17 protein-coding genes are annotated in these 21758 nt (G+C 46.5%); 10 read left to right on the top strand and 7 right to left on the bottom strand.

The window, feature by feature from the left end; all coding sequences use genetic code 11:
- Nucleotides 1-53 precede the first annotated feature (53 nt).
- The 6 genes from ddpX (GV64_RS16765) to gltA form a co-directional block, all read right to left on the bottom strand.
- On the bottom strand, nt 54-629 hold the full coding sequence (gene ddpX / locus GV64_RS16765) for a D-alanyl-D-alanine dipeptidase (RefSeq protein ID WP_020583782.1): 576 nt from the start codon (nt 627-629) through the stop codon (nt 54-56).
- Nucleotides 630-727: 98 nt separating this feature from the next.
- Entirely contained in the window at nt 728-1969 is a 1242-nt protein-coding gene (locus GV64_RS16760; protein ID WP_020583783.1) for a serine/threonine-protein kinase, read from the bottom strand.
- Between the two features lie 186 nt (nt 1970-2155).
- A complete protein-coding gene (gene ddpX, locus GV64_RS16755) occupies nt 2156-2716 on the bottom strand; it encodes a D-alanyl-D-alanine dipeptidase (protein WP_020583784.1) in 561 nt (186 codons plus the stop codon).
- Between the two features lie 57 nt (nt 2717-2773).
- Complete coding sequence (locus GV64_RS16750) at nt 2774-3394, bottom strand: HAD family hydrolase (protein WP_020583785.1); 621 nt, start codon at nt 3392-3394, stop codon at nt 2774-2776.
- A complete protein-coding gene (locus tag GV64_RS16745) occupies nt 3391-4116 on the bottom strand; it encodes a TerC family protein (RefSeq protein WP_020583786.1) in 726 nt (241 codons plus the stop codon). The genes GV64_RS16750 and GV64_RS16745 overlap by 4 nt, the downstream gene beginning before the upstream one ends.
- A gap of 143 nt (nt 4117-4259) precedes the next feature.
- Nucleotides 4260-5552 (bottom strand): citrate synthase, encoded by a 1293-nt coding sequence (gene gltA / locus GV64_RS16740; RefSeq protein WP_020583787.1) that lies wholly within the window; start codon nt 5550-5552, stop codon nt 4260-4262.
- A gap of 475 nt (nt 5553-6027) precedes the next feature.
- Between gltA and sdhC the strand changes: the two genes are divergently transcribed.
- The 9 genes from sdhC (at nt 6028) to sucD (ending at nt 17621) form a co-directional block, all read left to right on the top strand.
- Nucleotides 6028-6402: a succinate dehydrogenase, cytochrome b556 subunit gene (sdhC, locus tag GV64_RS16735; protein ID WP_026258433.1), complete on the top strand. Its 375-nt coding sequence runs from the start codon at nt 6028-6030 to the stop codon at nt 6400-6402.
- Nucleotides 6396-6764 (top strand): succinate dehydrogenase, hydrophobic membrane anchor protein, encoded by a 369-nt coding sequence (sdhD, locus tag GV64_RS16730; RefSeq protein WP_020583789.1) that lies wholly within the window; start codon nt 6396-6398, stop codon nt 6762-6764. Before sdhC ends, sdhD begins: the two co-directional genes overlap by 7 nt.
- Nucleotides 6765-6767: 3 nt before the next feature.
- Nucleotides 6768-8540, top strand: coding sequence for a succinate dehydrogenase flavoprotein subunit (gene sdhA / locus GV64_RS16725; RefSeq protein ID WP_020583790.1), 1773 nt, complete (start codon nt 6768-6770; stop codon nt 8538-8540).
- Between the two features lie 13 nt (nt 8541-8553).
- Nucleotides 8554-9258: a succinate dehydrogenase iron-sulfur subunit gene (locus GV64_RS16720; RefSeq protein WP_020583791.1), complete on the top strand. Its 705-nt coding sequence runs from the start codon at nt 8554-8556 to the stop codon at nt 9256-9258.
- A 378-nt stretch (nt 9259-9636) separates the two neighbouring features.
- Entirely contained in the window at nt 9637-12471 is a 2835-nt protein-coding gene (locus GV64_RS16715) for a 2-oxoglutarate dehydrogenase E1 component (protein WP_026258434.1), read from the top strand.
- A 197-nt stretch (nt 12472-12668) separates the two neighbouring features.
- A complete protein-coding gene (gene odhB / locus GV64_RS16710; protein ID WP_020583793.1) occupies nt 12669-13904 on the top strand; it encodes a 2-oxoglutarate dehydrogenase complex dihydrolipoyllysine-residue succinyltransferase in 1236 nt (411 codons plus the stop codon).
- A gap of 112 nt (nt 13905-14016) precedes the next feature.
- Entirely contained in the window at nt 14017-15456 is a 1440-nt protein-coding gene (gene lpdA / locus GV64_RS16705) for a dihydrolipoyl dehydrogenase (RefSeq protein ID WP_020583794.1), read from the top strand.
- 126 nt (nt 15457-15582) lie between these two features.
- A complete protein-coding gene (gene sucC, locus GV64_RS16700) occupies nt 15583-16749 on the top strand; it encodes an ADP-forming succinate--CoA ligase subunit beta (RefSeq protein ID WP_020583795.1) in 1167 nt (388 codons plus the stop codon).
- A complete protein-coding gene (gene sucD / locus GV64_RS16695) occupies nt 16749-17621 on the top strand; it encodes a succinate--CoA ligase subunit alpha (RefSeq protein ID WP_020583796.1) in 873 nt (290 codons plus the stop codon). The genes sucC and sucD overlap by 1 nt, the downstream gene beginning before the upstream one ends.
- Nucleotides 17622-17728: 107 nt before the next feature.
- On the opposite strand, the gene GV64_RS23935 is transcribed toward sucD, so the two are convergent.
- Nucleotides 17729-19690, bottom strand: a complete 1962-nt coding sequence (locus GV64_RS23935) for a PPC domain-containing protein (RefSeq protein WP_020583797.1) — start codon at nt 19688-19690, stop codon at nt 17729-17731.
- Nucleotides 19691-20861: 1171 nt separating this feature from the next.
- Between GV64_RS23935 and GV64_RS16680 the strand changes: the two genes are divergently transcribed.
- Entirely contained in the window at nt 20862-21740 is an 879-nt protein-coding gene (locus GV64_RS16680) for a prenyltransferase (RefSeq protein ID WP_020583800.1), read from the top strand.
- Nucleotides 21741-21758: the final 18 nt, after the last annotated feature.

Raw genomic sequence — 21758 nt, 5'->3', positions numbered from 1 at the left:
CTTAAATAAATCCACTATGTATTATTTGATTGATTTGTTAAATGATTTTTTCTTCATACAATTCCTTCAGGCATTTTATCTTTCTGGATCATGGGGTAACTACTTACGTTGGGTAGCTGGTAGTGCCACCATTCAGTTTCAAGTGGCTTAAAGCCTGCGACATTCATTACGCCTGCCAGCATAAGTCGGTTACGTTGCGCTTCTTCAGAAATGAGATCATTACCATGGTGGGCCAATGGACGAAAGTCATCGAAAATGGTGCCCATTTCCAGCTCGCGTCCGAAGCGGTCCGTAATGGTAACGTCTATTGCAACTCCTCGGCAGTGGGGGCATAGGCCTGACTCAGGATCACCCACGTAGTCAGGGTTAGGCATATGTTTGAATAAAATTGCCTGTGCTGCCAATGGGCGAAATGCATCCCAGATTTTAAGTCTTAGATTCAGAGGCTTGAGAATTTCAATGGCTTTCAACAGGCATTCCATAGCATCGATATGCAAATAGCAGAGGTCGTTTTTATAAATCGACTTACCGGTAAAGTTATTAGTGCCAGCATAGGCAAGATCAATTGTAATCGGGTGGTTCTTTTCACTAAGCAGGACCAGATTGCCAACCGTATTTATTGTCATCATTCAGTCTCCATCCAAGGGGCAAAGGGCAAGCATAGTCAGAAATTCGAAGGTTTCCCGCTTTATGCATAGAAGCTTATGGGGGGAGTCACCGAAAAAGGTTAATGTTGGTTGAAATAGGACTTATTCAGAATATGTTCAGGGCTAATCCGGTACTCAGGCTTGAGTTCCATCAGACTATTAAAAAGACGAAGAGCTGAAGCGCCTTCCTGAAGGTTGATCTGTTTAGATGCGTGGTCAATACATTCTAACATCTTCAAATGTCGATCATGTTTTGGGCGCTCCCAGAGTGATGAGGGAAACAAGGGATGGCCAGTAATCATTTCTGCAAAAACACAACCGATTGACCAGCTGTCAATTTTGGAAAGATCGCCTGAGCTGCCTGACATGACCTCTGGAGGCATATATTGTCTGGGGAATTTCAAAGGCCATCTTCCCTTCAGGGTTGCTACCCCAAAATCACACAGCTTCAGCTGCTTATTTTCATCAATCAATATATTGTCCGGCTTGATATCATTATGCTGATAACCGCTTTTGGCCATTGCTGACGCGCCATTGGCTATTTGGTGCATCAGGCGGCGAAGTGCGTTTCCCGTAAATCGCTTGCCTGATTTCAATCTGGAGTCGAGACTCTTTCCCCCAAGCTCCATAACCATATGGTCCCCAGACTCATCGCGGTAGGTGCATTCCAGATTGATCAGGTTCTTATGGGGGCCTGTCTGTTTGAGAGCCTCCATAGTTTCGACTTCTGCCCTGATGGCCGGGTCATCTTTACGGATTCTTTTCTGGGCAAAGGTGTGTCCGCTCTCATCCTGCACTTTGTATACATTTCCAAAATTACCGGAGCCCAGTAACTCGATTTTGTTAAATTGGTGTGGCTTCAGGGGCTGCTGTGAGGAAAATGTTTCAGCTGTAAACGTAGGCCTGGCTCTTCTGGCTGAAAGGGCCTTGGACTGGCTTGAAAAAAGGAGATCCTTACTAATTTCTTTTGGTGTAGAGCGTTGCCAGTTTATAAATGAGATGGTTCTGGCTTTCCATTTCTTATGGCTTGTAGAGGGTTGTTGGATGATAAGTTCTGAGTCTTTAGTGCTGAATGATTGAAGATGACGGGTTGGCTCTTGAACCAGGCTTATTTCCCGGGAGTTTAGAGGCGTTTGTGGATGACTAATAAAAACACAGCCTTCAGGAAGCTGGCAGCTAACTTCCTTGCGCCATTCGGCAAAAGATGTCAGATGGGAACCCCAGTGAGCTAACTGGTTGTCAGTTATATTGTTTTTCTGTTCTCCAGGTTGTTCTGTCAGTAAAACAACTGGTGTTGTAATTCGAATAGGTCCGTCTGGCACATGTCATCCTTGAATGTGGAATTAAAGAGGTTGTGGGTGGTTTCTTTCAAAGAAATTAACCTCATATGAAAATTATAGGAATAAAAGGAGGGTGAGGCTTAAGGGGAATTTTTGAGGAATCGTACTAATGAATGCGTGTGTGACAATATGTGATTATTATCAATGGATTGGACTTTGGTCTGGCTCTTATGGCATCTCATTCGGTCTAATGATTGGGTAGTTCATTGCGTCAGGAAGTTGATAGTGCCACCATTCAGTATCAATGGTGTCAAAACCAGCAATATTCATCACACCGGCCAGAAGTAAGCGATTACGCTGAGCCTCTTCAGAAACCTGCTCATTTCCGTGGTGTGCCAGTGGCCGAAAGTCATCAAACTCAGTGCCCATATCAAGCTCCCGGCCATAATGGTCAATAATTGTCAGGTCAATCGCTACTCCCCGGCAATGGGTGCAAACTCCGGTTTCGGGGTCCGAAACGTAATTGGGGTCAGGCATAAATCTGAATAGCTCAGCCTGAGCTTCTCTTGGACGAAAGGTATCCCAGACCTTTAATTTCATATTCAACGGTTTTAATAGTGCTATTGCACGTTTAAGTCCTTGCGCGGCTGCTGGATGTAAATAACAGTCAGCACTTGTATAAACCGGCCTGCCAGTGAAATTATTATTGGTGGTATAGGCCATATCAATTTCAACAGAGTATTGTTGTTCAGTAATCAGTGTCAGCTTACTGGAAACAGAGGTTGTCATTTGTACTTTCTCCTGTGTTAAAACCAGAGCTGAGTTGAGAGCACTCCCGGGGAATACTCAATATTTCATAAACGTCAGTAATTCTTCAGGCTGTTCAATAAAATAATCTGGACTGCCTTTGGATAGCGTTGGGGCATCATGCCATCCCCATCCTGCGGCCACCGTTTGAACTCCTGCTGCCCTGCCTTCAATCATGTCGCCAAGGGTATCACCAATATAGTAAACAGAACGGTCTGTGTGTTGTTTTGCAATAGAGCGAATTTTCTCAACCTTGCTGAAGGATTGGTCTGCACCCATGACTTCAATAAAGCAGTCCAACTGATGATTGTTCAGAAATGTCTGGGCTGCCAGAGTGAAATTGGCGGTCACAAGGTACAGTGAATGGTCTTTGCTGAGTGTTTTAAGTACAGATTTTATCCCTGAAAAGCAGGGCGCAAGGGTCATGGCCTCATTCAGTTCTCTGGCCAGCTGCAAGAAAGATTCTGACTGGATATCGGTGGGATCAATGATGCGAGTCAGGCTGGTCATGAAGTTATCTTCAAAGAGCCTGAGAATCGCTTCCTGACTGCACAGTTGAGGTTGGTTTAATGAAACCATAAAGTTTTTGCAGCATGGGTAGCAAGCTTCCCAGGAGTCGGCAATGACGCCATCCATATCAAAGATTAATACGGTTTTCATGGTTCAGGTTGTTTTCTTAGTCGTGAGTTAAACATTTCCACTATTAGTGAGAATGCCATGGCGAAGTAGATGTAGCCTTTAGGGATATGAAAGTCCAGGCCATCTGCCATCAGCGAAACACCGATAAGAATCAGAAAGCTCAGTGCGAGAACCTTCAGTGTGGGGTGGTTGCTGACAAATCGGCCAATGGGACCTGCAGCAAACATCATAACCATGACCGCAAGAATCACAGCAGTGGCCATAACCCATAGCTGATCAACCAGACCAACGGCCGTAATAACACTGTCAAGGGAGAAGACAATGTCAATGATCGCTATTTGCCCAAGGATGAAAAAGAAATATCCATTTGTATTATTGCTTTTGGATTCCTCCGATTGGGTGCCGTCGTTGTCTCCCATGGACTGATGGATCTCATGAGTCGATTTCCAAATCAGAAAAAGACCGCCGGTTAGCAGAATGATATCCCGTCCTGATATCCCCTGTTCCATGACAGTAAATAACGTTTCGGTCAGCCCCATAATCCAGCTTAGTGAGAATAACAGGCCAAGGCGGGTAATCATGGCCAGGCCCAAACCAATGTTCCGTGCATAAGCCCGTTGATGTTCGGGAAGTCTATCCACAAGAATGGTAAGAAAGATGATGTTGTCGATTCCCAAGACAATTTCAAGGGATGTCAGGGTGAGCAGGGCGATCAGTGATTCAGGAGAAAATAGCAGATCCATTGCCTGTTTCCATCGGTCTGAAAGGGTATTTTACTTTAGCTTAGACTAAGAGGCGGTAGCAGGCTGGTGGCCAAAGGGAGGGAGAAGGGATGTATATGTACCCCGGAATCACCGTGATGAATCCGGGGTATGAAGAGAGGTATTTACTTGCGTTCGTTTACAGGCACATAGTCGCGCTTAGGTTCACCGGTATAAAGCTGACGAGGACGGCCAATACGGTACTCGCCACTGATCATCTCATGCCAGTGAGCTATCCAACCCGGAGTGCGGCCGGTAGCAAAGATTACAGTAAACATCTCGGTAGGGATGCCCAGTGCCTTGAGGATAATGCCTGAGTAGAAGTCCACATTAGGGTAGAGCTTCTTCTTGATGAAGTATTCATCTTCCAGGGCGATTTTCTCCAGACGCTTGGCGATTTTGAAGAGAGGGTCATCTTCCAGGCCAAGCTCAGTCAGCACTTCATCACAGGTTTGTTTCATGACTTTGGCGCGAGGGTCAAAGTTCTTGTAAACACGGTGACCAAAGCCCATCAGGCGGAAAGGATCATCCTTATCTTTAGCTTTGGCAATGTATTCATCAATATTTGCTTCATCGCCAATCTCGTTCAGCATGACCAGAACCGCTTCGTTTGCACCACCGTGGGCCGGCCCCCATAGAGCTGCAATACCGGCTGCAATACAGGCAAAAGGGTTCGCTCCGGAAGAGCCTGCCAGTCGTACCGTTGAGGTAGAGGCATTCTGCTCATGGTCAGCGTGCAGCAGGAAGATACGATCCATGGCTTTCGCCAGTACTGGTTTGACTTCGTACTCTTCGCAGGGTGTTGCAAACATCATGTGCAGAAAGTTGCCACCATAGCTAAGGTCGTTTCGAGGATAGACAAACGGCTGGCCAATGGAATATTTGTAGGCCATGGCTGCAAGGGTAGGCATCTTGGAAATCAAGCGGTAGGCACAAACCTCACGGTGCACCTCATTGGTGATATCCAGAGAGTCGTGGTAAAACGCAGAAAGAGCACCAACAACACCGCACATAACCGCCATCGGGTGAGCATCACGACGGAATCCGGAGAACAGGTCACTCATCTGCTCATGGATCATGGTGTGACGCATGATGGTGTTTTCAAACTTTTCCTTTTCCTGACGGCTGGGAAGGTCTCCGTAAAGAAGCAGATAACAACTTTCGAGGTAGTCGGATTGCTCAGCCAGCTGCTCAATAGGGTATCCGCGATGCAGAAGAATCCCTTTGTCACCATCAATGTAAGTGATTTTTGACTCACAGGATGCAGTAGAAACAAACCCGGGATCGTAAGTGAACAGACCGCCGGAAGTCAGGCCCCTTACATCAACAACATCAGGCCCAAGCGTGCCTGAGTAAATCGGTAACTCCAGAGTCTGGTCCGTGCCGTCAATGGAGAGTAGAGCTTTCTTGTCAGCCATTTATGGCCTCCTGTCATGCCGTTTGGTCTCGTTATAGTTACTTAATATGGTTGCTTTTCGAGCTTTTTATAAAAGCGGTTTTATAAAAGATGGTCGCAGAAAAGCCAGGGCCTGTTTAAAAAGTATTCGAATTAAGTGTTATTGGCCCCCGTTTACGGTTCGACCACTATAGAGAGATATATTTTTTTGTCAAACGAACTAAATGTATCATGTAATCCGTAATAGGTATGCGATTTACAGAATGGTGTTTTAGGTGTAAGTGCTTAATAAAGTGAGCAATTGTAATTACATGTGAGAGTGTATATACTCCGACCCCGAAGCCGTAAGAGCTGGGTTTTAATCCTCGGCTTCATTTGAGGGGGAGTCGTTTTTACTAGCAAATTGGCGGTTCCTGCCTGCTTGTCGTAGGGTCCAGAGAACCTGGATGTTCTTGCTGATTCTGCTGTGTACGCCACCGAGCGTTGGGGCAAATAGAGTGAATAGCAAAAGACCTGTCAATCTCGATATTACAACAATTAAATTACCCCTGCCTGCATACACTTCGATATTGCACCGCATATCGGGTGTCATCCTGTTTATTGGTCTGGGTTTTCTTTTGTATGGACTAGAACTGTCGCTTGCTTCTGAGGAGTCGTTTGATTCTCTCAAAGACTTGCTGTCAGCTCCTCTGGCGAAATTTGTGATCTGGGGTATTTTGTCTGCCCTGATTTATCATTTTATTGCCGGCGTGAAGCATCTGTTAATGGATGTGGATGTGGGGGATGGCAAAGAGTCTGGAAGGTTTGGGGCCATCGTGACTCTGGTTCTGTCAAGTGTGCTGATTATCCTTGCGGGGGTTTGGGTATGGTAACCAATATCACCAATTTGTCCCGCAGTGGGCTATATGACTGGATGCTGCAAAGGCTGACGGCAATTGTTCTTGGTGCCTACTCTGTTTTTCTGCTCGGTTATCTTATTATGAATCCCGGGTTACAGTTTAGTCAGTGGGCTGAGCTGTTTGATGAAACCTGGATGAGGGTTTTTACTCTGCTGGCACTGATTTCTATTCTGGCTCACGCTTGGGTAGGGATGTGGACGATCTCTACTGATTATTTTAACGATCGTGCATTTGGCAGTAAGTCGGTTCTAATTCGTTTTCCTGTGCAGATAGTGTGCTTTATTGCCTTGTTCAGTTATGTGATCTGGGGCGTGCAAATTCTTTGGGGGCTTTGATAGATGTCAGCACTACGTACCCTTACCTATGATGCCATCGTTATAGGTGGTGGTGGCGCAGGCATGCGTGCTGCGCTTCAGCTCACTCAGGCTGGTGTTTCAACGGCCTGTGTTACTAAGGTGTTTCCTACTCGTTCTCATACCGTATCAGCTCAGGGTGGTATTACCTGTGCGATAGCCAGTTCTGACCCTAATGACGACTGGCGCTGGCATATGTTTGATACTGTTAAAGGGTCGGATTATATCGGTGATCAGGATGCCATTGAGTATATGTGCTCCGTGGGTCCTCAGGCTGTGTTTGAACTTGAGCACATGGGTCTGCCATTTTCCCGTACTGAAGAAGGGCGTATTTATCAGCGTCCATTTGGAGGTCAATCCAAAGACTTTGGTAAAGGTGGTCAGGCAGCCAGAACTTGTGCAGCAGCGGATCGAACCGGTCACGCACTGCTCCATACTCTCTATCAAGCTAACTTGAAAGGTGGAACCACGTTCCTGAATGAGTGGTACGCAGTTGATCTGGTTAAAAATCAGAAAGGTCAGGTTGCTGGTGTTATCGCCATTGATATTGAGAGTGGCGAAACCGTTTATATCAAGTCAAAAGCTACAGTTATGGCAACCGGTGGTGCTGGTCGTATTTATTCTTCCACGACAAATGCATTAATTAATACCGGTGACGGTATCGGGATGGCGCTGCGCGCTGGCTTCCCGATGCAGGATATGGAAATGTGGCAGTTCCACCCTACCGGTATTCATGGTGCGGGTGTACTGGTAACGGAAGGTTGTCGTGGCGAAGGTGGTTACCTGATCAATAGTGAAGGTGAGCGCTTTATGGAGCGTTACGCGCCAAATGCCAAGGATCTTGCAGGTCGTGATGTAGTGGCTCGCTCCATGGTTATTGAGATTCTTGAAGGTCGAGGTTGTGGCCCTGACAAAGATCATGTGCTTCTCAAACTGGATCATCTGGGTGAAGAGACCCTGAACCTGCGTTTGCCAGGCATCTGTGAACTTTCCAAAACCTTCGCTCATGCCGATCCAGTAAAGGTTCCAGTTCCTGTAGTACCAACCTGTCACTATATGATGGGTGGTATTCCCACCAATGTTGGTGGTCAGGCGCTGCGCCAGGATGCAGCTGGCAACGACGAAGTTATTGAAGGGCTTTATGCCTGTGGTGAGGCAGCCTGTGTATCTGTTCACGGTGCTAACCGCCTGGGTGGCAACTCCCTGCTGGATCTTGTGGTCTTTGGTCGTGCTGCAGGTATTCAGATTGAGAAAAACCTGAAAGAAGGTTTTGATTCTGTCGATGCATCAGAAAGTGATGTTGAAGCAGCCCTGTCTCGACTGGATCGGTTGAACCAGTCCAGTAGTGGGGAAAGTGTTGCTAAGGTTCGGGCTGATCTCCAAAACACCATGCAGCTTTATTTCGGTGTTTTCCGTGAAGGGGAGAGCATGAAGAAAGGTTTGAGTTTGCTGGATGAATTGGGTGAGCGCTTGAGTAACCTGCATCTTGAAGACAAGAGTAATGCCTTTAATACAGCACGTATCGAAGCGCTTGAGCTTGAGAATCTGTATGAGGTTGCTTATGCAACAGCCGTCTCTGCTGAGGTTAGAAAGGAATCACGTGGGGCTCATGCGCGTAATGACTATCAGGAGCGTGATGATGAAAACTGGCTGGCTCACTCTCTTTACTCTCCGGTTGATAAAGCGGTAAGCAAACGAGCAGTCAACTTCGCCCCTGCAACGATGGAGGCTTTCCCTCCCAAGGCAAGAACCTACTGAGGGAGAGAGGATTATGAAGGTAAGTGTCTATCGCTATAATCCGGAAACCGACAAAAAGCCCTACATGATGGACTTTGATGTTGCTATCCCGGAAGGCAAAGACTTGATGGTTCTTGATGTCTTGAACCTGCTCAAAGAGCAGGATCCGACATTGACTTATCGGCGTTCATGTCGTGAGGGAGTCTGTGGTTCTGACGGTTTGAGTATTGGTGGTACCAATGGTCTGGCCTGTATTACTCCTCTCTCAGAAGCTGCCAGGGGTAATAAGCTGGTTATCCGACCGTTGCCCGGTTTGCCAGTGATCAGAGATCTTGTAGTGGATATGAGTCTTTTCTATAAGCAATATGAAAAGATTAAGCCCTATCTGATTAATGAGACGCCCGCCCCCGCTATTGAGCGTCTGCAGTCGCCCGAGGATCGGGAGAAGTTGGATGGCTTGTATGAGTGCATTCTCTGTGCATGTTGCTCAACAGCATGCCCTTCTTTCTGGTGGAATCCTGACAAATTCGTTGGTCCTTCGGGTCTATTGCAAGCTTATCGATTCCTTGCCGATAGCAGAGATACCGCTACTGAAGAACGTCTGGCTGAGCTGGATGATCCATTTAGCGTTTTCCGCTGCAGAGGTATCATGAACTGTGTCAATGTCTGTCCAAAAGGGTTGAATCCAACCAGGGCTATTGGCCATATCAGGCAGATGCTGTTTAAGAGTGCAACATAGTATATTTGTGGATTATTCCACCCTGTTGGTGATTGTTGGTAATAAGAAGTATCCTTGGTAAGTATTTTCCTGAGGGTACTTCCGAGCCAGAGAGCCGCAAAGTTATCTAAGCTATGTCAGGAGAGTGCAGGCGACTCCTGATATTATTGAGCCTGTTATTGAATGTTATTGTAATGAATTGTGCTGCTGCCATCCGGAATTTTGGAGCTGCAATAGCTTGAACCAGCAGGGGCGGTCGGAAAACATCCGATCCTATCTGAGGGGGATTGTTCACTGATTGACTATCAAAACCATCAGTGACATCTGTTAACCAGGCAACGTGTCTGGGAAATAGACAGGTTTCCCGGGATAAAGCCCCAGACTCACGGGGTAATGATCATGCAAGAAGGTGTAATGCAGCGGATGTGGAGTTCATCCCACATTGCAGGGGGAAATGCTGCATACGTCGAGGACATGTACGAACGCTATCTGCGCGATCCCAACAGCGTGGAAGTCCAGTGGCGTGACTATTTTGAGAAGCTGCCCCCGGTTAATGGTGGAGGTGCAGATGTCCCTCACTCTACCATTCAGGAAAACTTTATTCTGATGGCGCGTCAGCGTCAGACCACCCGCCCTATTCAGGCTTCTTCTGTTTCCAGTGATCATGAGCGCAAGCAGGTACAGGTTTTACGCCTGATCAGTGCGTTTCGTATTCGTGGTCATCAACAGGCTGTAATCGATCCTCTCGGGGTCATGAAGCGTGAAGAATTTCCTGACCTTACGCTTGCTTACCACGGGCTGAGCGAAGCAGATCTGGATACTGATTTTCAAACATCAACCCTCTTTATTGGTAAAGAGCATGCCTCGCTCCGGGAAATATATGACGCATTGAAGGCTACCTATTGTGAAGCCATTGGTGTTGAGTATATGCATATCCCTCAGACGGAAGAACGTCGCTGGTTTCAAAGCCGTATGGAGAGTGTCCGCAGTCGTCCGGAAGTGGGGGTTGAAGCCAAACTTCATTTGCTGGAGCGTCTGACAGCAGCTGAAGGCCTTGAGAAATATCTGGGTACCAAGTTTCCGGGAACCAAGCGCTTTGGCCTTGAGGGTGGCGAGTCTCTGATTCCTATGCTGGATGAGATTATTCAACGATCTGGTTCCTATGGTGCTAAGGAGCTGGTCATCGGGATGGCTCATCGTGGGCGGTTGAATGTTCTGGTCAACATTCTGGGTAAGAAACCTGGGGACCTGTTTGATGAGTTTGAAGGGAAAAAGCTTGTTGAACGAGGCTCTGGTGACGTGAAATACCATCAGGGTTTCTCATCAAATGTTATGACACCCGGTGGTGAGGTGCATCTTGCTTTGATGTTTAACCCTTCACATCTGGAAATTGTTACACCCGTTGTGGAAGGCTCAGTAAGGGCTCGTCAGGATCGTCGCGACGATCAAGTCGGTAACCAGGTGGTTCCTATTGCTCTTCATGGTGATGCTGCTTTCGCCGGTCAGGGTGTAGTAATGGAAACACTGCAGATGTCTCAGACCCGTGCCTACAAAACTGGTGGTACCATCCATATCATCATCAATAACCAGGTAGGTTTTACCACCAGTTTCCGTGAAGATGCCCGCTCCACCGAATATTGTACAGATGTTGCCAAAATGGTGGGGGCACCAATCCTTCATGTGAATGGAGATGACCCTGAGGCTGTCCAGTTCGCTACTAAGCTGGCCCTGGACTATCGGATGGAATTCCACAAAGACATTGTGGTTGATCTGGTCTGCTACCGCCGTCGTGGCCATAACGAAGCTGATGAACCGTCGGCTACCCAGCCAATGATGTACAGTAAAATCAAAACTCACACTACGACTCGCGATCTTTATGCGCAGGCATTGCTGCAGCAGGGGGTTATTGCTGATGCTGATAACCTGGCGCTGGTAGAGAGTTATCGAACTGCGCTGGATAATGGCGAGCATGTTGTAAAGGCGCTGGTTAAAGAGCCTAATAAAGAGCTGTTTGTTGACTGGACTCCTTACCTTGGACATGAGTGGACAGCCCGTCATGATACCCGTGTAGCGATTGGTACGCTGCAGGCTCTTGGTCAAAAGCTTTGTGAGATTCCAGAAGGTTTTGTTCTCCAGCGTCAGGTCAGTAAAATCGTTGAAGACCGTCGTAAAATGGCAGCTGGTGCCTTACCGATAAACTGGGGTTGTGCTGAACTGCTGGCCTATGCCTCTTTGCTGATGGAAGGCAGTGAAGTTCGGATTACCGGACAGGATGTTGGGCGGGGAACCTTCTCTCATCGTCACGCTGTTTTCCATAATCAGAAAGACGGATCCACACTGATTAACCTGACCAGACTTGCTGAAGATCAGCCGAGATTTCAGCTCTGGGATTCTTTCCTCTCAGAGGAGGCTGTGCTGGCCTTCGAGTATGGTTATTCTGCTACCAAGCCAAATTCCCTGGTCATCTGGGAGGCGCAGTTTGGTGATTTTGCTAATGGCGCTCAAGTAGTTATTGACCAGTTTATTACCAGTGGTGAGCACAAATGGGGACGCTTGTGTGGTCTCACTATGTTGCTTCCTCATGGTTATGAAGGGCAGGGGCCGGAGCACTCTTCGGCGAGACCTGAGCGTTTTCTGCAGCTTTGTGCTGAGCATAATATCCAGGTTTGTGTACCGACGACGCCTGCTCAGGTATTCCATATGTTAAGAAGGCAGGTGCTCAGGCCACTGCGTAAGCCACTGGTTGCCTTTACACCAAAAAGCCTTCTGCGTCATAAACTGGCAACATCCTCTCTGGAGGAGCTGGCAGACGGTGGATTCCAGACTATCATCCCTGATGTTGATGCTCATGAAGCTTCAGCGATTACACGGATGATTATGTGTTCTGGCAAGGTTTACTATGACCTGCTTGAGAAGAAGAGAGCGGGGGAGCTTAATGACACGATCATTATTCGTATTGAGCAACTTTATCCGTTCCCACAGGATGACCTGGATGAGCTTATTAGCAGTTATCCTAATCTGCAGGATGTAGTTTGGTGTCAAGAAGAGCCGATGAATCAGGGGGCCTGGTACTGTAGTCAGCACCATATGCGTCGTTCAGTGGCTGTGCATCCTAACAAGTCATTAAGTCTCAGGTATGCAGGGCGAGATGCATCAGCAGCACCGGCCTGTGGCTACATGTCAACACATGCCCAGGAGCAGCAGCAACTGGTAAATGATGCTTTTGGTGTGTGAGCAGTTTTGAGTCGGGATACTGCGCTTTTAAATTGTAAGCAAGGCAATGAGTATATTTAGCAGTATTTTCTAAGTAAAAAGCGATATTCGCCGCTCAAACTTGAGCGGTGACATTTATTAAACGGCCTGCCGGCACCATGTTCCGGTTTGGCCAGAGCGGTTAGCGCTCAAAGGGGCGAAGACGCAAAGGATCAATAATGGCTACTGAAATTAAAGCACCTACTTTCCCTGAATCCGTTGCAGACGGCACGGTCGCGACCTGGCATAAAAAGCCTGGTGAGCAGTGCCATCGAGATGAACTGCTTGTCGATATTGAGACCGATAAAGTGGTTCTTGAAGTCCTCGCTCCTGTAGATGGTGTTCTGAGTGAAATTCTGAAACCTGAAGGTGACGTTGTTCTCAGTAGTGAAGTTGTCGGTATCTTTGAAGAGGGTGCATCAGCAGGTGCTTCCTCTTCCTCTGTCGCTGATGCATCTGCGCAACCAACTTCCAGCGTAGACAGCTCACTTGAAGAGCCAATTCTCAGCCCTGCTGCTCGTCGTATGGCCGATGAAAAAGGCATTGATCATGCGGCTATCGCGGGAACAGGAAAAGGTGGCCGTGTTACTAAGGAAGATGTGGTTCGTCACGTAGAAGAAGGTGGTCCTGTTGTTTCTGCTCCCGCTGCGGCCTCTGTGGCACCAGCTGCTTCTGCGCCCAAGGTAGAAGCAACTGCTCCTGTCTTTTCTGGCGAGCGTGTTGAAAAACGCGTACCCATGACCCGTCTGCGCGCAAGGGTTGCTGAACGGTTGGTTCAAGCTCAGCAAAATGCGGCCATGCTGACTACATTTAATGAAATTAACATGAAGCCTGTTATGGAACTTCGGGCTCAGTACAAAGATGTCTTTGAGAAGCGACATGGTGTGCGGCTCGGTTTTATGTCTTTCTTTGTTAAGGCCTGTGTGGAAGCACTTCGTCGTCATCCGGTCGTTAATGCGTCTATTGATGGTAATGATATTGTCTACCATGGTTATCAGGATATCGGTGTAGCTGTTTCCAGTGACCGTGGCCTGGTGGTCCCCGTGCTTCGCGACACAGAAAATATGAGTCTGGCGGATATTGAGGCGAAAATTCGGGAGTATGGTAAAAAGGCAATGGATGGTAAGCTTGGCATCGACGAGATGACAGGTGGTACCTTCACCATTTCTAACGGCGGTGTTTTTGGTTCTCTGCTGTCAACTCCGATACTGAATCCGCCTCAGTCCGCGATTTTGGGTATGCACAAAATCCAGGACCGTCCGATGGCGGTCAATGGCAAGGTTGAAATTTTACCGATGATGTACCTTGCAATGTCTTATGACCATCGGTTGTTGGATGGTAAGGAAGCAGTCACCTTCCTGGTGACAATCAAGGAGCTGCTGGAGGATCCGGCCAGAATGCTTCTGGATGTATAAATCCAGATTCTATGGGCAGTCGATATATTTTGTATCTATTAAGCTGTGCTGCCCATTAGTGTCTTGACCTGTTATACCCTGTTTTATAAACCGTTTGTTCTGGAAAAAACTTATGGCAAATCAGTTCGACGTGGTAGTTATTGGTGCAGGCCCGGCTGGCTATGTCTGCGCTATTCGCGCAGCCCAGCTGGGGCTGAAAACTGCCTGCATCGAGAAGTGGTCCGATGATAAGGGCAAGGCTAAGTTGGGCGGTACCTGCCTGAATGTTGGCTGTATCCCATCAAAGGCGCTTCTGGATAGCTCCCACAAATACATCGAAGCCAAGGAAGATTTTGCCAAGCATGGCATCAAGCACAGTGGTGTTGATATTGATGTACCTGCAATGATTGCCCGTAAGGACAACATTGTAAATCAGCTTACCACCGGTGTTACCGGCCTGTTCAAAGCGAACGGTGTTACCTTGCTGGCAGGTGCGGGCAAGCTGCTGGCCGGAAAGCAGGTTGAATTAACCAAAGCTGATGGTTCCGTTGAAATCATTGAAGCCGCCAATGTTGTTATCGCAACTGGCTCGCGCCCGATCGATATTCCTCCAACCCCATTAACTGAAGGCCTTATTGTTGACTCTACCGGTGCTTTGGAGTTCAGTGAAGTTCCCAAGCGTTTGGGTGTTATTGGTGCCGGTGTTATCGGTCTTGAACTGGGCAGCGTCTGGGGACGTCTCGGCTCGGAAGTTGTTGTTCTTGAAGCTCAGGATAAATTCTTGGCTCTGGCTGATCAGCAGATTGCTAAAGAATCGCAGAAGATCTTCAAAAAGCAGGGGCTTGATATCCGTTTGAGTGCCCGGGTCACTGGCTCTGAAGTGAAAGGTCAAGAGGTCGAAGTTACTTATCAGGATGCCAATGGTGATGAGCAGAAACTGACTTTTGATAAACTGATCGTTGCCGTTGGCCGTCGCCCTTACACTGAAAACCTGCTGGCTACTGACTCTGGTGTAAACCTTGATGAGCGTGGCTTTATTTTCGTTGATGACCACTGTGTAACGGATGTTCCTGGCGTTTATGCTATTGGTGATGTCGTTCGAGGCCCAATGCTTGCCCATAAGGGCAGTGAAGAAGGCATCATGGTGGCAGAAATCATTGCAGGCCAGAAAGCACAGATGAACTATGACCTGATTCCTTCAGTTATTTATACTCATCCTGAAGTGGCATGGGTTGGTAAGAGTGAAGAAGAGGTCAAGGCCAGTGGAGACGAGTACAAAGTTGGTACCTTCCCATTTGCTGCCAGTGGTCGAGCGCTTGCTGCCAATGAAACTCATGGCATGGTCAAGGTTATTGCTGATAAGGCTACTGACCGTATCCTTGGTGTTCATGTCGTAGGTCCAAGTGCTGCTGAGTTGGTTCAACAAGGCGTTATAGCAATGGAGTTTGCTGCCAGCACTGAAGATCTTGCATTGACTATTTTCTCTCACCCAACACTCAGTGAAGCTTTGCACGAAGCAGTTCTGGCTGTTGATGGCCATGCTATCCACATCGCCAATCGTAAGCGTCGCTAAAAGCGTCTTTGAAAAGGAGCGGTCAAGGTCGACCTGCTCCTATCTTCATCATAAATAGATCCAGGGAAATGGATTGACGAGAAACTTAAAAACAACGCTCAAATAAAAATAGAGGGCCGCGTCAGAATGAATCTTCACGAATATCAGGGCAAACAACTTTTTGCCAAATATGGGCTGCCGGTGTCTCAGGGCATTGCAGCAGATACTCCAGAACAGGCTGTTGCCGCTGCAGATGAAATCGGTGGTGACACCTGGGTTGTAAAGGCTCAGGTACATGCCGGTGGCCGTGGTAAAGCCGGTGGTGTAAAGCTCGTTACCAGCAAAGATGAAATCCGTGCTTTTGCCGAGCAGTGGCTGGGCAAGAATCTGGTGACTTATCAGACGGATGAAAATGGTCAGCCAGTCAGTAAGATTCTGGTTGAAAGCTGTACTGATATTGATAAAGAGCTTTACCTGGGAGCGGTTGTTGACCGTGCTTCTCGTAAAATTGTTTTCATGGCCTCTACTGAAGGTGGTGTGGAGATTGAGAAGGTCGCTGAAGAGACACCTGAAAAGATCCTTAAAGCAACGATTGATCCAATGACTGGTGCCCAGCCTTATCAGGCTAGAGAGCTGGCATTCAAACTGGGTCTTGAAGGTAAGCAGATTAAGCAGTTTACCCAGATCTTCCTTGGCCTCGCGAAACTGTTCCAGGAATGTGATCTGGCTCTTCTGGAAATCAACCCTCTGGTGATTACCAAAGAGGGAGATCTCCACTGTCTGGACGCAAAAATCAACATTGACAGCAACGCGTTGTATCGTCAGCCACAACTGAAGGCCATGCACGATCCGTCTCAGGAAGATGCGCGAGAAGCTCATGCTGCTGAGTGGGAGCTGAACTACGTTGCGTTGGATGGCAATATTGGTTGTATGGTAAATGGTGCTGGATTGGCCATGGGAACCATGGATATTGTTAAGCTTCATGGTGGCGCACCGGCTAACTTCTTGGATGTAGGTGGTGGTGCAACCAAAGAACGTGTGACTGAAGCATTCAAGATCATTCTTTCTGACGACAGTGTGAAGGCCGTTCTGGTTAATATCTTTGGTGGTATTGTCCGTTGTGACCTTATTGCGGAAGGTATTATTGGCGCTGTTAAAGAAGTGGGCGTTGAAGTACCTGTAGTGGTTCGCCTGGAAGGCAATAATGCAGAGCTGGGTGCACAGACCCTTGCCAACAGCGGACTAGATATTATTGCGGCTAACAGTTTGACCGAGGCTGCTCAACAGGTAGTGAAAGCAGCGGGGAACCAGTAATGAGCGTTTTAATTAATAAAGACACTAAAGTTATCTGCCAGGGATTCACTGGTGCTCAGGGTACCTTTCACTCAGAGCAAGCCATTGCTTATGGCACTCAAATGGTGGGTGGTGTAACGCCTGGTAAAGGTGGCCAGACTCATCTGGGACTGCCGGTATTCAATACGGTTGCTGAAGCGGTTGATAACACGGGTGCCGAGGCTTCCGTTATTTATGTTCCTGCGCCTTTCTGTAAGGACTCTATTCTTGAAGCAGCCTACGCTGGTATCAAGTTGATTGTCTGCATTACCGAAGGTATCCCAACACTGGATATGCTGGAATGCAAAGTTAAGTGTGATGAGCTGGGTGTTCGCTTGGTTGGTCCAAACTGTCCGGGTGTTATCACGCCTGGTGAGTGTAAGATCGGTATCATGCCTGGCCATATTCACCTGCCTGGCAAAGTGGGTATTGTTTCCCGCTCCGGTACCCTGACCTATGAAGCGGTTAAGCAAACCACAGACTATGGCTTTGGTCAGTCTACCTGTGTTGGTATCGGTGGTGACCCAATTCCTGGCTCTAACTTTATTGATATCCTTGAACTGTTTCAGAATGATGATAAGACTGAAGCCATTGTGATGATTGGTGAGATTGGTGGTTCTGCAGAAGAAGAAGCTGCTGCTTACATCAAAGACCATGTACCCAAGCCTGTCGTATCTTACATTGCTGGTGTAACAGCCCCTCCAGGCAAGCGTATGGGCCACGCTGGTGCGATTATTGCTGGTGGCAAGGGTACTGCAGATGAGAAGTTTGCTGCTCTTGAAGCTGCAGGTGTTAAAACGGTTCGAAGCCTTGCTGATATTGGCGAAGCATTGAAAGAAATTACCGGCTGGTAAAACAAGCGGTCAGTCGCAAAGAAAAAAACCGGGAGAGACCCCGGTTTTTTTCTTGTACTAACCTCTGAGTTAAGTCTGGGTGGTTAATGTCTGTAAGAAATACTTCCTCACTTCAGTATTTCCACTTTTATTTCTATCCAGGCATAGCCTGAGTTACTCTGTCCTCCTTTTCGGAGAGGCGTTATCCTGAACTTACCCCAGTAATCTCTATAAGTCTTACCAATCATCAGAGCTGCATCTCTGGTATCCAAGCCGTATGATACAGACCCTGGTGTCATGTCCAGCATATATGTGGTGGTTTTCCAGAACTCGGGATCCTTTTCTTTTTCAAAGTACCCTTCCACATTGACCAGCACGCCACTTTTAGAATTATCTTCAAAATTGCGTCCTCGGGTTCTATATTCCAGCCAGTAGGTATATTTACCATTTCCCGATTTAAGGCGGAGTCCAATGTGACCCTGCCCTTTAACAGCATGGTCAAAGGAATAAATGCGATAGGTACCCGAGCGGGTAATGAGAGGAACATCGTTATTCTTATCTATCCAATTTTTATAAAAGCTTTTATAAATCAGGTTATACTCTTCCAGCCCGTGAGCCCCGCCCCCCATCATGGTGTCAGGACTTCCATACTCCACCAGGTAATCATTGCAGCCTTTCCAGCCTGCACAACCAATTGCCCATGGATCACGATCGTCGATAACGGTGCCTGAGTCTATTTCGATAGCGTTTTGATTTGAGGGCTTTCCAGTCTCTATAGAGTTAGCATGACGCAAACCCATGGCATGCCCCATTTCATGGGCAATGACACCAGGTCCTTTGTGGCCATCAAAAATCCTCATTACTTTACCGCCGCCGGTAGAGTTCCAGCCTAAACCAGGCCCCAGGAATGGTCTTATAAAGAGTATGAGTTTGTTACCGCCGGGCTGTGGATAGCTTACTCCAGAGTTGCTTACAATTTCTTTATTAAGCTCACCCCATCTAGTCCAGTCGATATCAGCTGTCCGTTCGCTAATATAGGTTTCTGGCTTTATTTCCCATGTCACATTAAATCTGCCATAGGACTGTTTGCGGTAATACTCTTTAACTTTTCTAAGATCACCTTCGATATCAGGCCAGTCCAGACGTTTATCTGCGAAATGGACGGGATACACCAGTATATGGGCTGACTCAAATGGATAACCGCAAGTTCTTATATCTGTACCACTCACTCTATCACTGTCAATATTGTAACAGACTGCTTCAGGCTGCTTGCAACTGCTGAACCAGCCTATTCTTTTCCTGATAATAGATGACTTGTCTACAATATTCCCGGAGATAGAGTACTTCGAATGGTTTGCTCCACCCCAAAATGCAATTCGCCCTGAGCCAGCCTGTTTCATATTAAAATAGTAACAATGATTTTGGAAAAAACCATCAACTCTAACAAGTACTTGAGTGCCTATAGGTAGTGTTTCTTGCCATTTTCCATTAACTCCAAACCGTCCATGCTTTTTTACTTCTTCAGTTTCAATATCCATATGTGAAATTGAAGCAACAAAAGCAGTGCCAGGAACGAATTCTATTTCGAGATCTGCCATGTTGGTATTAGTATTAGTATTAGTATTAGTGTTGGTATTAGTATTAGTGTTGGTATTATCAGCAGTCTGGCGACATTGGTTGCTATTGAAGTCAACAACCAGTGAGGCGTTAGAGTAATTCCCATTGACGGTAATGTTTAACCAGCCTTTTGATGGATAGTTTATGATTATGCATTCTGAGTTGCCGCTTTTAGTGGATAAATAATCAGAGCCATCAAGCTTTGGCCATTCGCCTTGTCGTGCATAAATGCTTAGGTTACCACTGCCATGATTCGTTGTGATTGCTATGCTGCTTGCATTACTGTTATATAGGCTTAGGTAGTGTGGGTTTTTTCCTGATAGGCAAACAGCATCATTATCAGTAAGACTATTCCCTGTGTACGGACTTTGATTGGTGCAAGTGTCTGGTAGGTTTTCAGCACCTGCTGTCTGAAAAATTAATCCTGATAATAAAAGACATATAAGCGGGATCTTCGATAAGAGTCTCTTCATTTTTAGTTCCTTTAATTTTTCTTATATGTCCTTTAATACATATCTGTCATAACTTGAGTTTATGAATAGGGCTATGATTGCGAAATTAAGAATTGTCGTAGGGAGGGTGTTGTACTTTATCCGCATCCTAGTTTATAAAATAGCAGTATTCTTTATCTTAGTTTGTAGGATGAATTCTCATGCATAGTAAGTAAGCTAGAAATTATTAAAATATGTCATATTCGTAAGCTATTAATTATTATAGTTTTTAGTCGTCAACTAGTTGTCAGGTTAGACAGAATATTTTTTTTTTTTGATGAGCAAACTGGTTTATTTTCGTGAAATCAGTGTGAAATAGAAATCCCTTTCCCTTTTGTTGCTAGGAGCTTGCTATGGGTACGTATGATAGGTGTTGAGATAAGTATTTAACTCACAGATATTTTAGATTATTCGTTTACCTAGATCACTTGTGGCCTTTAATTTAGGTGCTGTTTGGCTTGGCCTGCAACTATGGTAAAGGGATGGAGTGTAGGTTAGGCTCTACTGATCATTCTGACTGAGGATCTTTTCCTATGAAGGGGTTGGCCATTCTTTTTTCTGTATCCTCTATAAAGTTTCTGATTTCGTCAGCTCTGCTTATATTCATATTCTCTGCAGGCTTGCTGTTTGTCCGATACATATCCTTGTAAACTGACTCCATCGACTTCAAGCAGGATTCACCTAGTTTTAAATATTCGGCATTTGAAATTTTACGGTTGCACCACTTTTTAAACATTTGAAATTTATTGTCTGATTTTTTTTACAATAAATCTGTTCTCCATATCTTGAAATTTGGTTTTCAAATCATGATATTCCTCTATTACCATTTTTCCTTGTTGTAGTTTCATGAATGTTTCAAACCTGTGCTAAATTTTTCTATCGGTTGTTTTGTATGAACACTTTTGTTGTTTTTAAACTAGTAGTGCTATCGACGATTTTTCAGAGATCGTTATATCTTGAATATAAAGTTATGCATCATGAAAAACACCAGATAGATAAGTGATCGAGTACAGTGGACTTTTCTAGACAAACTCTTGCCTCTTCATAGTCGTCACTCCATCATTTTTACTTTTTATTTGCTAAATCGGTTTCTTGCTATAGCAACCACCATGAATTTTAAATATCCTCCCTGCTTTTGCTCAGGAGCCTGCCGGTGGATACACTTGATTTGAATCCAGACAAGTATCGACTTGTCAGAGCCCTCAGACCCTTTTCCTACTCGGTTGCCCTGGTGACCTGTGGTTTGGGTGTGGTTCTGGCCTATCAGCAAGGTAATGGCAACGGACTTCGGGCATTGCTGGTTATTCTGGCGGGATTACTGCTTCAGGCTGCCTGTAACCTGGCCAATGACCATGCGGATATCACCCTTTGGCGCAAGCAGTCCGGAGAGCTTGCCAGTCAGGTGATTCAACAGATTAGATTGAACTTTGTGCTTGCTGGTGTTTTTTCTTTTATAGCATGTTTGATGGGGTTGTGGTTGGTTAAAGAGATTGGCTGGCAATTGCTTGTGCTTGGTATCTTTGGTGTGATTGGGGGGTATTTTTACACCGGTGAACCCGTGAATTACAAGCAGAGAGGGTGGGGAGTTCCAGCCGTATTCCTGTTCACCGGGGTATTAATGGTCAGTGGAGCTTATTATGCAGTGGGTGGGGTATGGAGTAATGAGGTTGTCTGGATATCCATACCCGTAAGCCTGCTGGCCTCGGCACTGATCCTCTCAAATGAGATTCGTGATTACCTGGATGATATTAATCACAACATTAGAACTTTGACCGTTCGTATAGGGTTGATTAAAGCGAAATGGCTGTATGCTATTCTGTTGCTGGCAGTGTTTCCACTCAGTTTTGTCCTTTACCATTTGGGGGAGCTGGATAACCCTCTATACCTACTGATTTCCCTGCCTTTTGCTATTCAGCCTCTCAAACTTCTTTCGAATCAATCAGGCGATGCCGAGATAGTTCGGCTACCCCCGCTCACGGGGCGGTTCTTTATCATTTTTGGTTTAGGCTTCATTCTGTCTATTGTATTGTGAGCATTGTATAAGGAGGGA

Origin of the sequence: Endozoicomonas elysicola (genome assembly GCF_000710775.1) — a bacterium.
Classification (GTDB): domain Bacteria; phylum Pseudomonadota; class Gammaproteobacteria; order Pseudomonadales; family Endozoicomonadaceae; genus Endozoicomonas; species Endozoicomonas elysicola.
Note: the sequence above shows the minus strand (reverse complement) of the source record. Positions and strands in the feature narration are given on the sequence as shown.

Excerpts from the sequence above, each read along its gene's own strand:
- ddpX (WP_020583782.1), bottom strand. The coding sequence starts at position 629 with ATGATGACAATAAATACGGTTGGCAATCTGGTCCTGCTTAGTGAAAAG.
- ddpX (WP_020583784.1), bottom strand. The coding sequence starts at position 2,716 with ATGACAACCTCTGTTTCCAGTAAGCTGACACTGATTACTGAACAACAA.
- GV64_RS16750 (WP_020583785.1), bottom strand. The coding sequence starts at position 3,394 with ATGAAAACCGTATTAATCTTTGATATGGATGGCGTCATTGCCGACTCC.
- GV64_RS16745 (WP_020583786.1), bottom strand. The coding sequence starts at position 4,116 with ATGGATCTGCTATTTTCTCCTGAATCACTGATCGCCCTGCTCACCCTG.
- gltA (WP_020583787.1), bottom strand. The coding sequence starts at position 5,552 with ATGGCTGACAAGAAAGCTCTACTCTCCATTGACGGCACGGACCAGACT.
- sdhD (WP_020583789.1), top strand. The coding sequence starts at position 6,396 with ATGGTAACCAATATCACCAATTTGTCCCGCAGTGGGCTATATGACTGG.
- sdhA (WP_020583790.1), top strand. The coding sequence starts at position 6,768 with ATGTCAGCACTACGTACCCTTACCTATGATGCCATCGTTATAGGTGGT.
- GV64_RS16720 (WP_020583791.1), top strand. The coding sequence starts at position 8,554 with ATGAAGGTAAGTGTCTATCGCTATAATCCGGAAACCGACAAAAAGCCC.
- GV64_RS16715 (WP_026258434.1), top strand. The coding sequence starts at position 9,637 with ATGCAAGAAGGTGTAATGCAGCGGATGTGGAGTTCATCCCACATTGCA.
- odhB (WP_020583793.1), top strand. The coding sequence starts at position 12,669 with ATGGCTACTGAAATTAAAGCACCTACTTTCCCTGAATCCGTTGCAGAC.
- lpdA (WP_020583794.1), top strand. The coding sequence starts at position 14,017 with ATGGCAAATCAGTTCGACGTGGTAGTTATTGGTGCAGGCCCGGCTGGC.
- sucC (WP_020583795.1), top strand. The coding sequence starts at position 15,583 with ATGAATCTTCACGAATATCAGGGCAAACAACTTTTTGCCAAATATGGG.
- sucD (WP_020583796.1), top strand. The coding sequence starts at position 16,749 with ATGAGCGTTTTAATTAATAAAGACACTAAAGTTATCTGCCAGGGATTC.
- GV64_RS23935 (WP_020583797.1), bottom strand. The coding sequence starts at position 19,690 with ATGAAGAGACTCTTATCGAAGATCCCGCTTATATGTCTTTTATTATCA.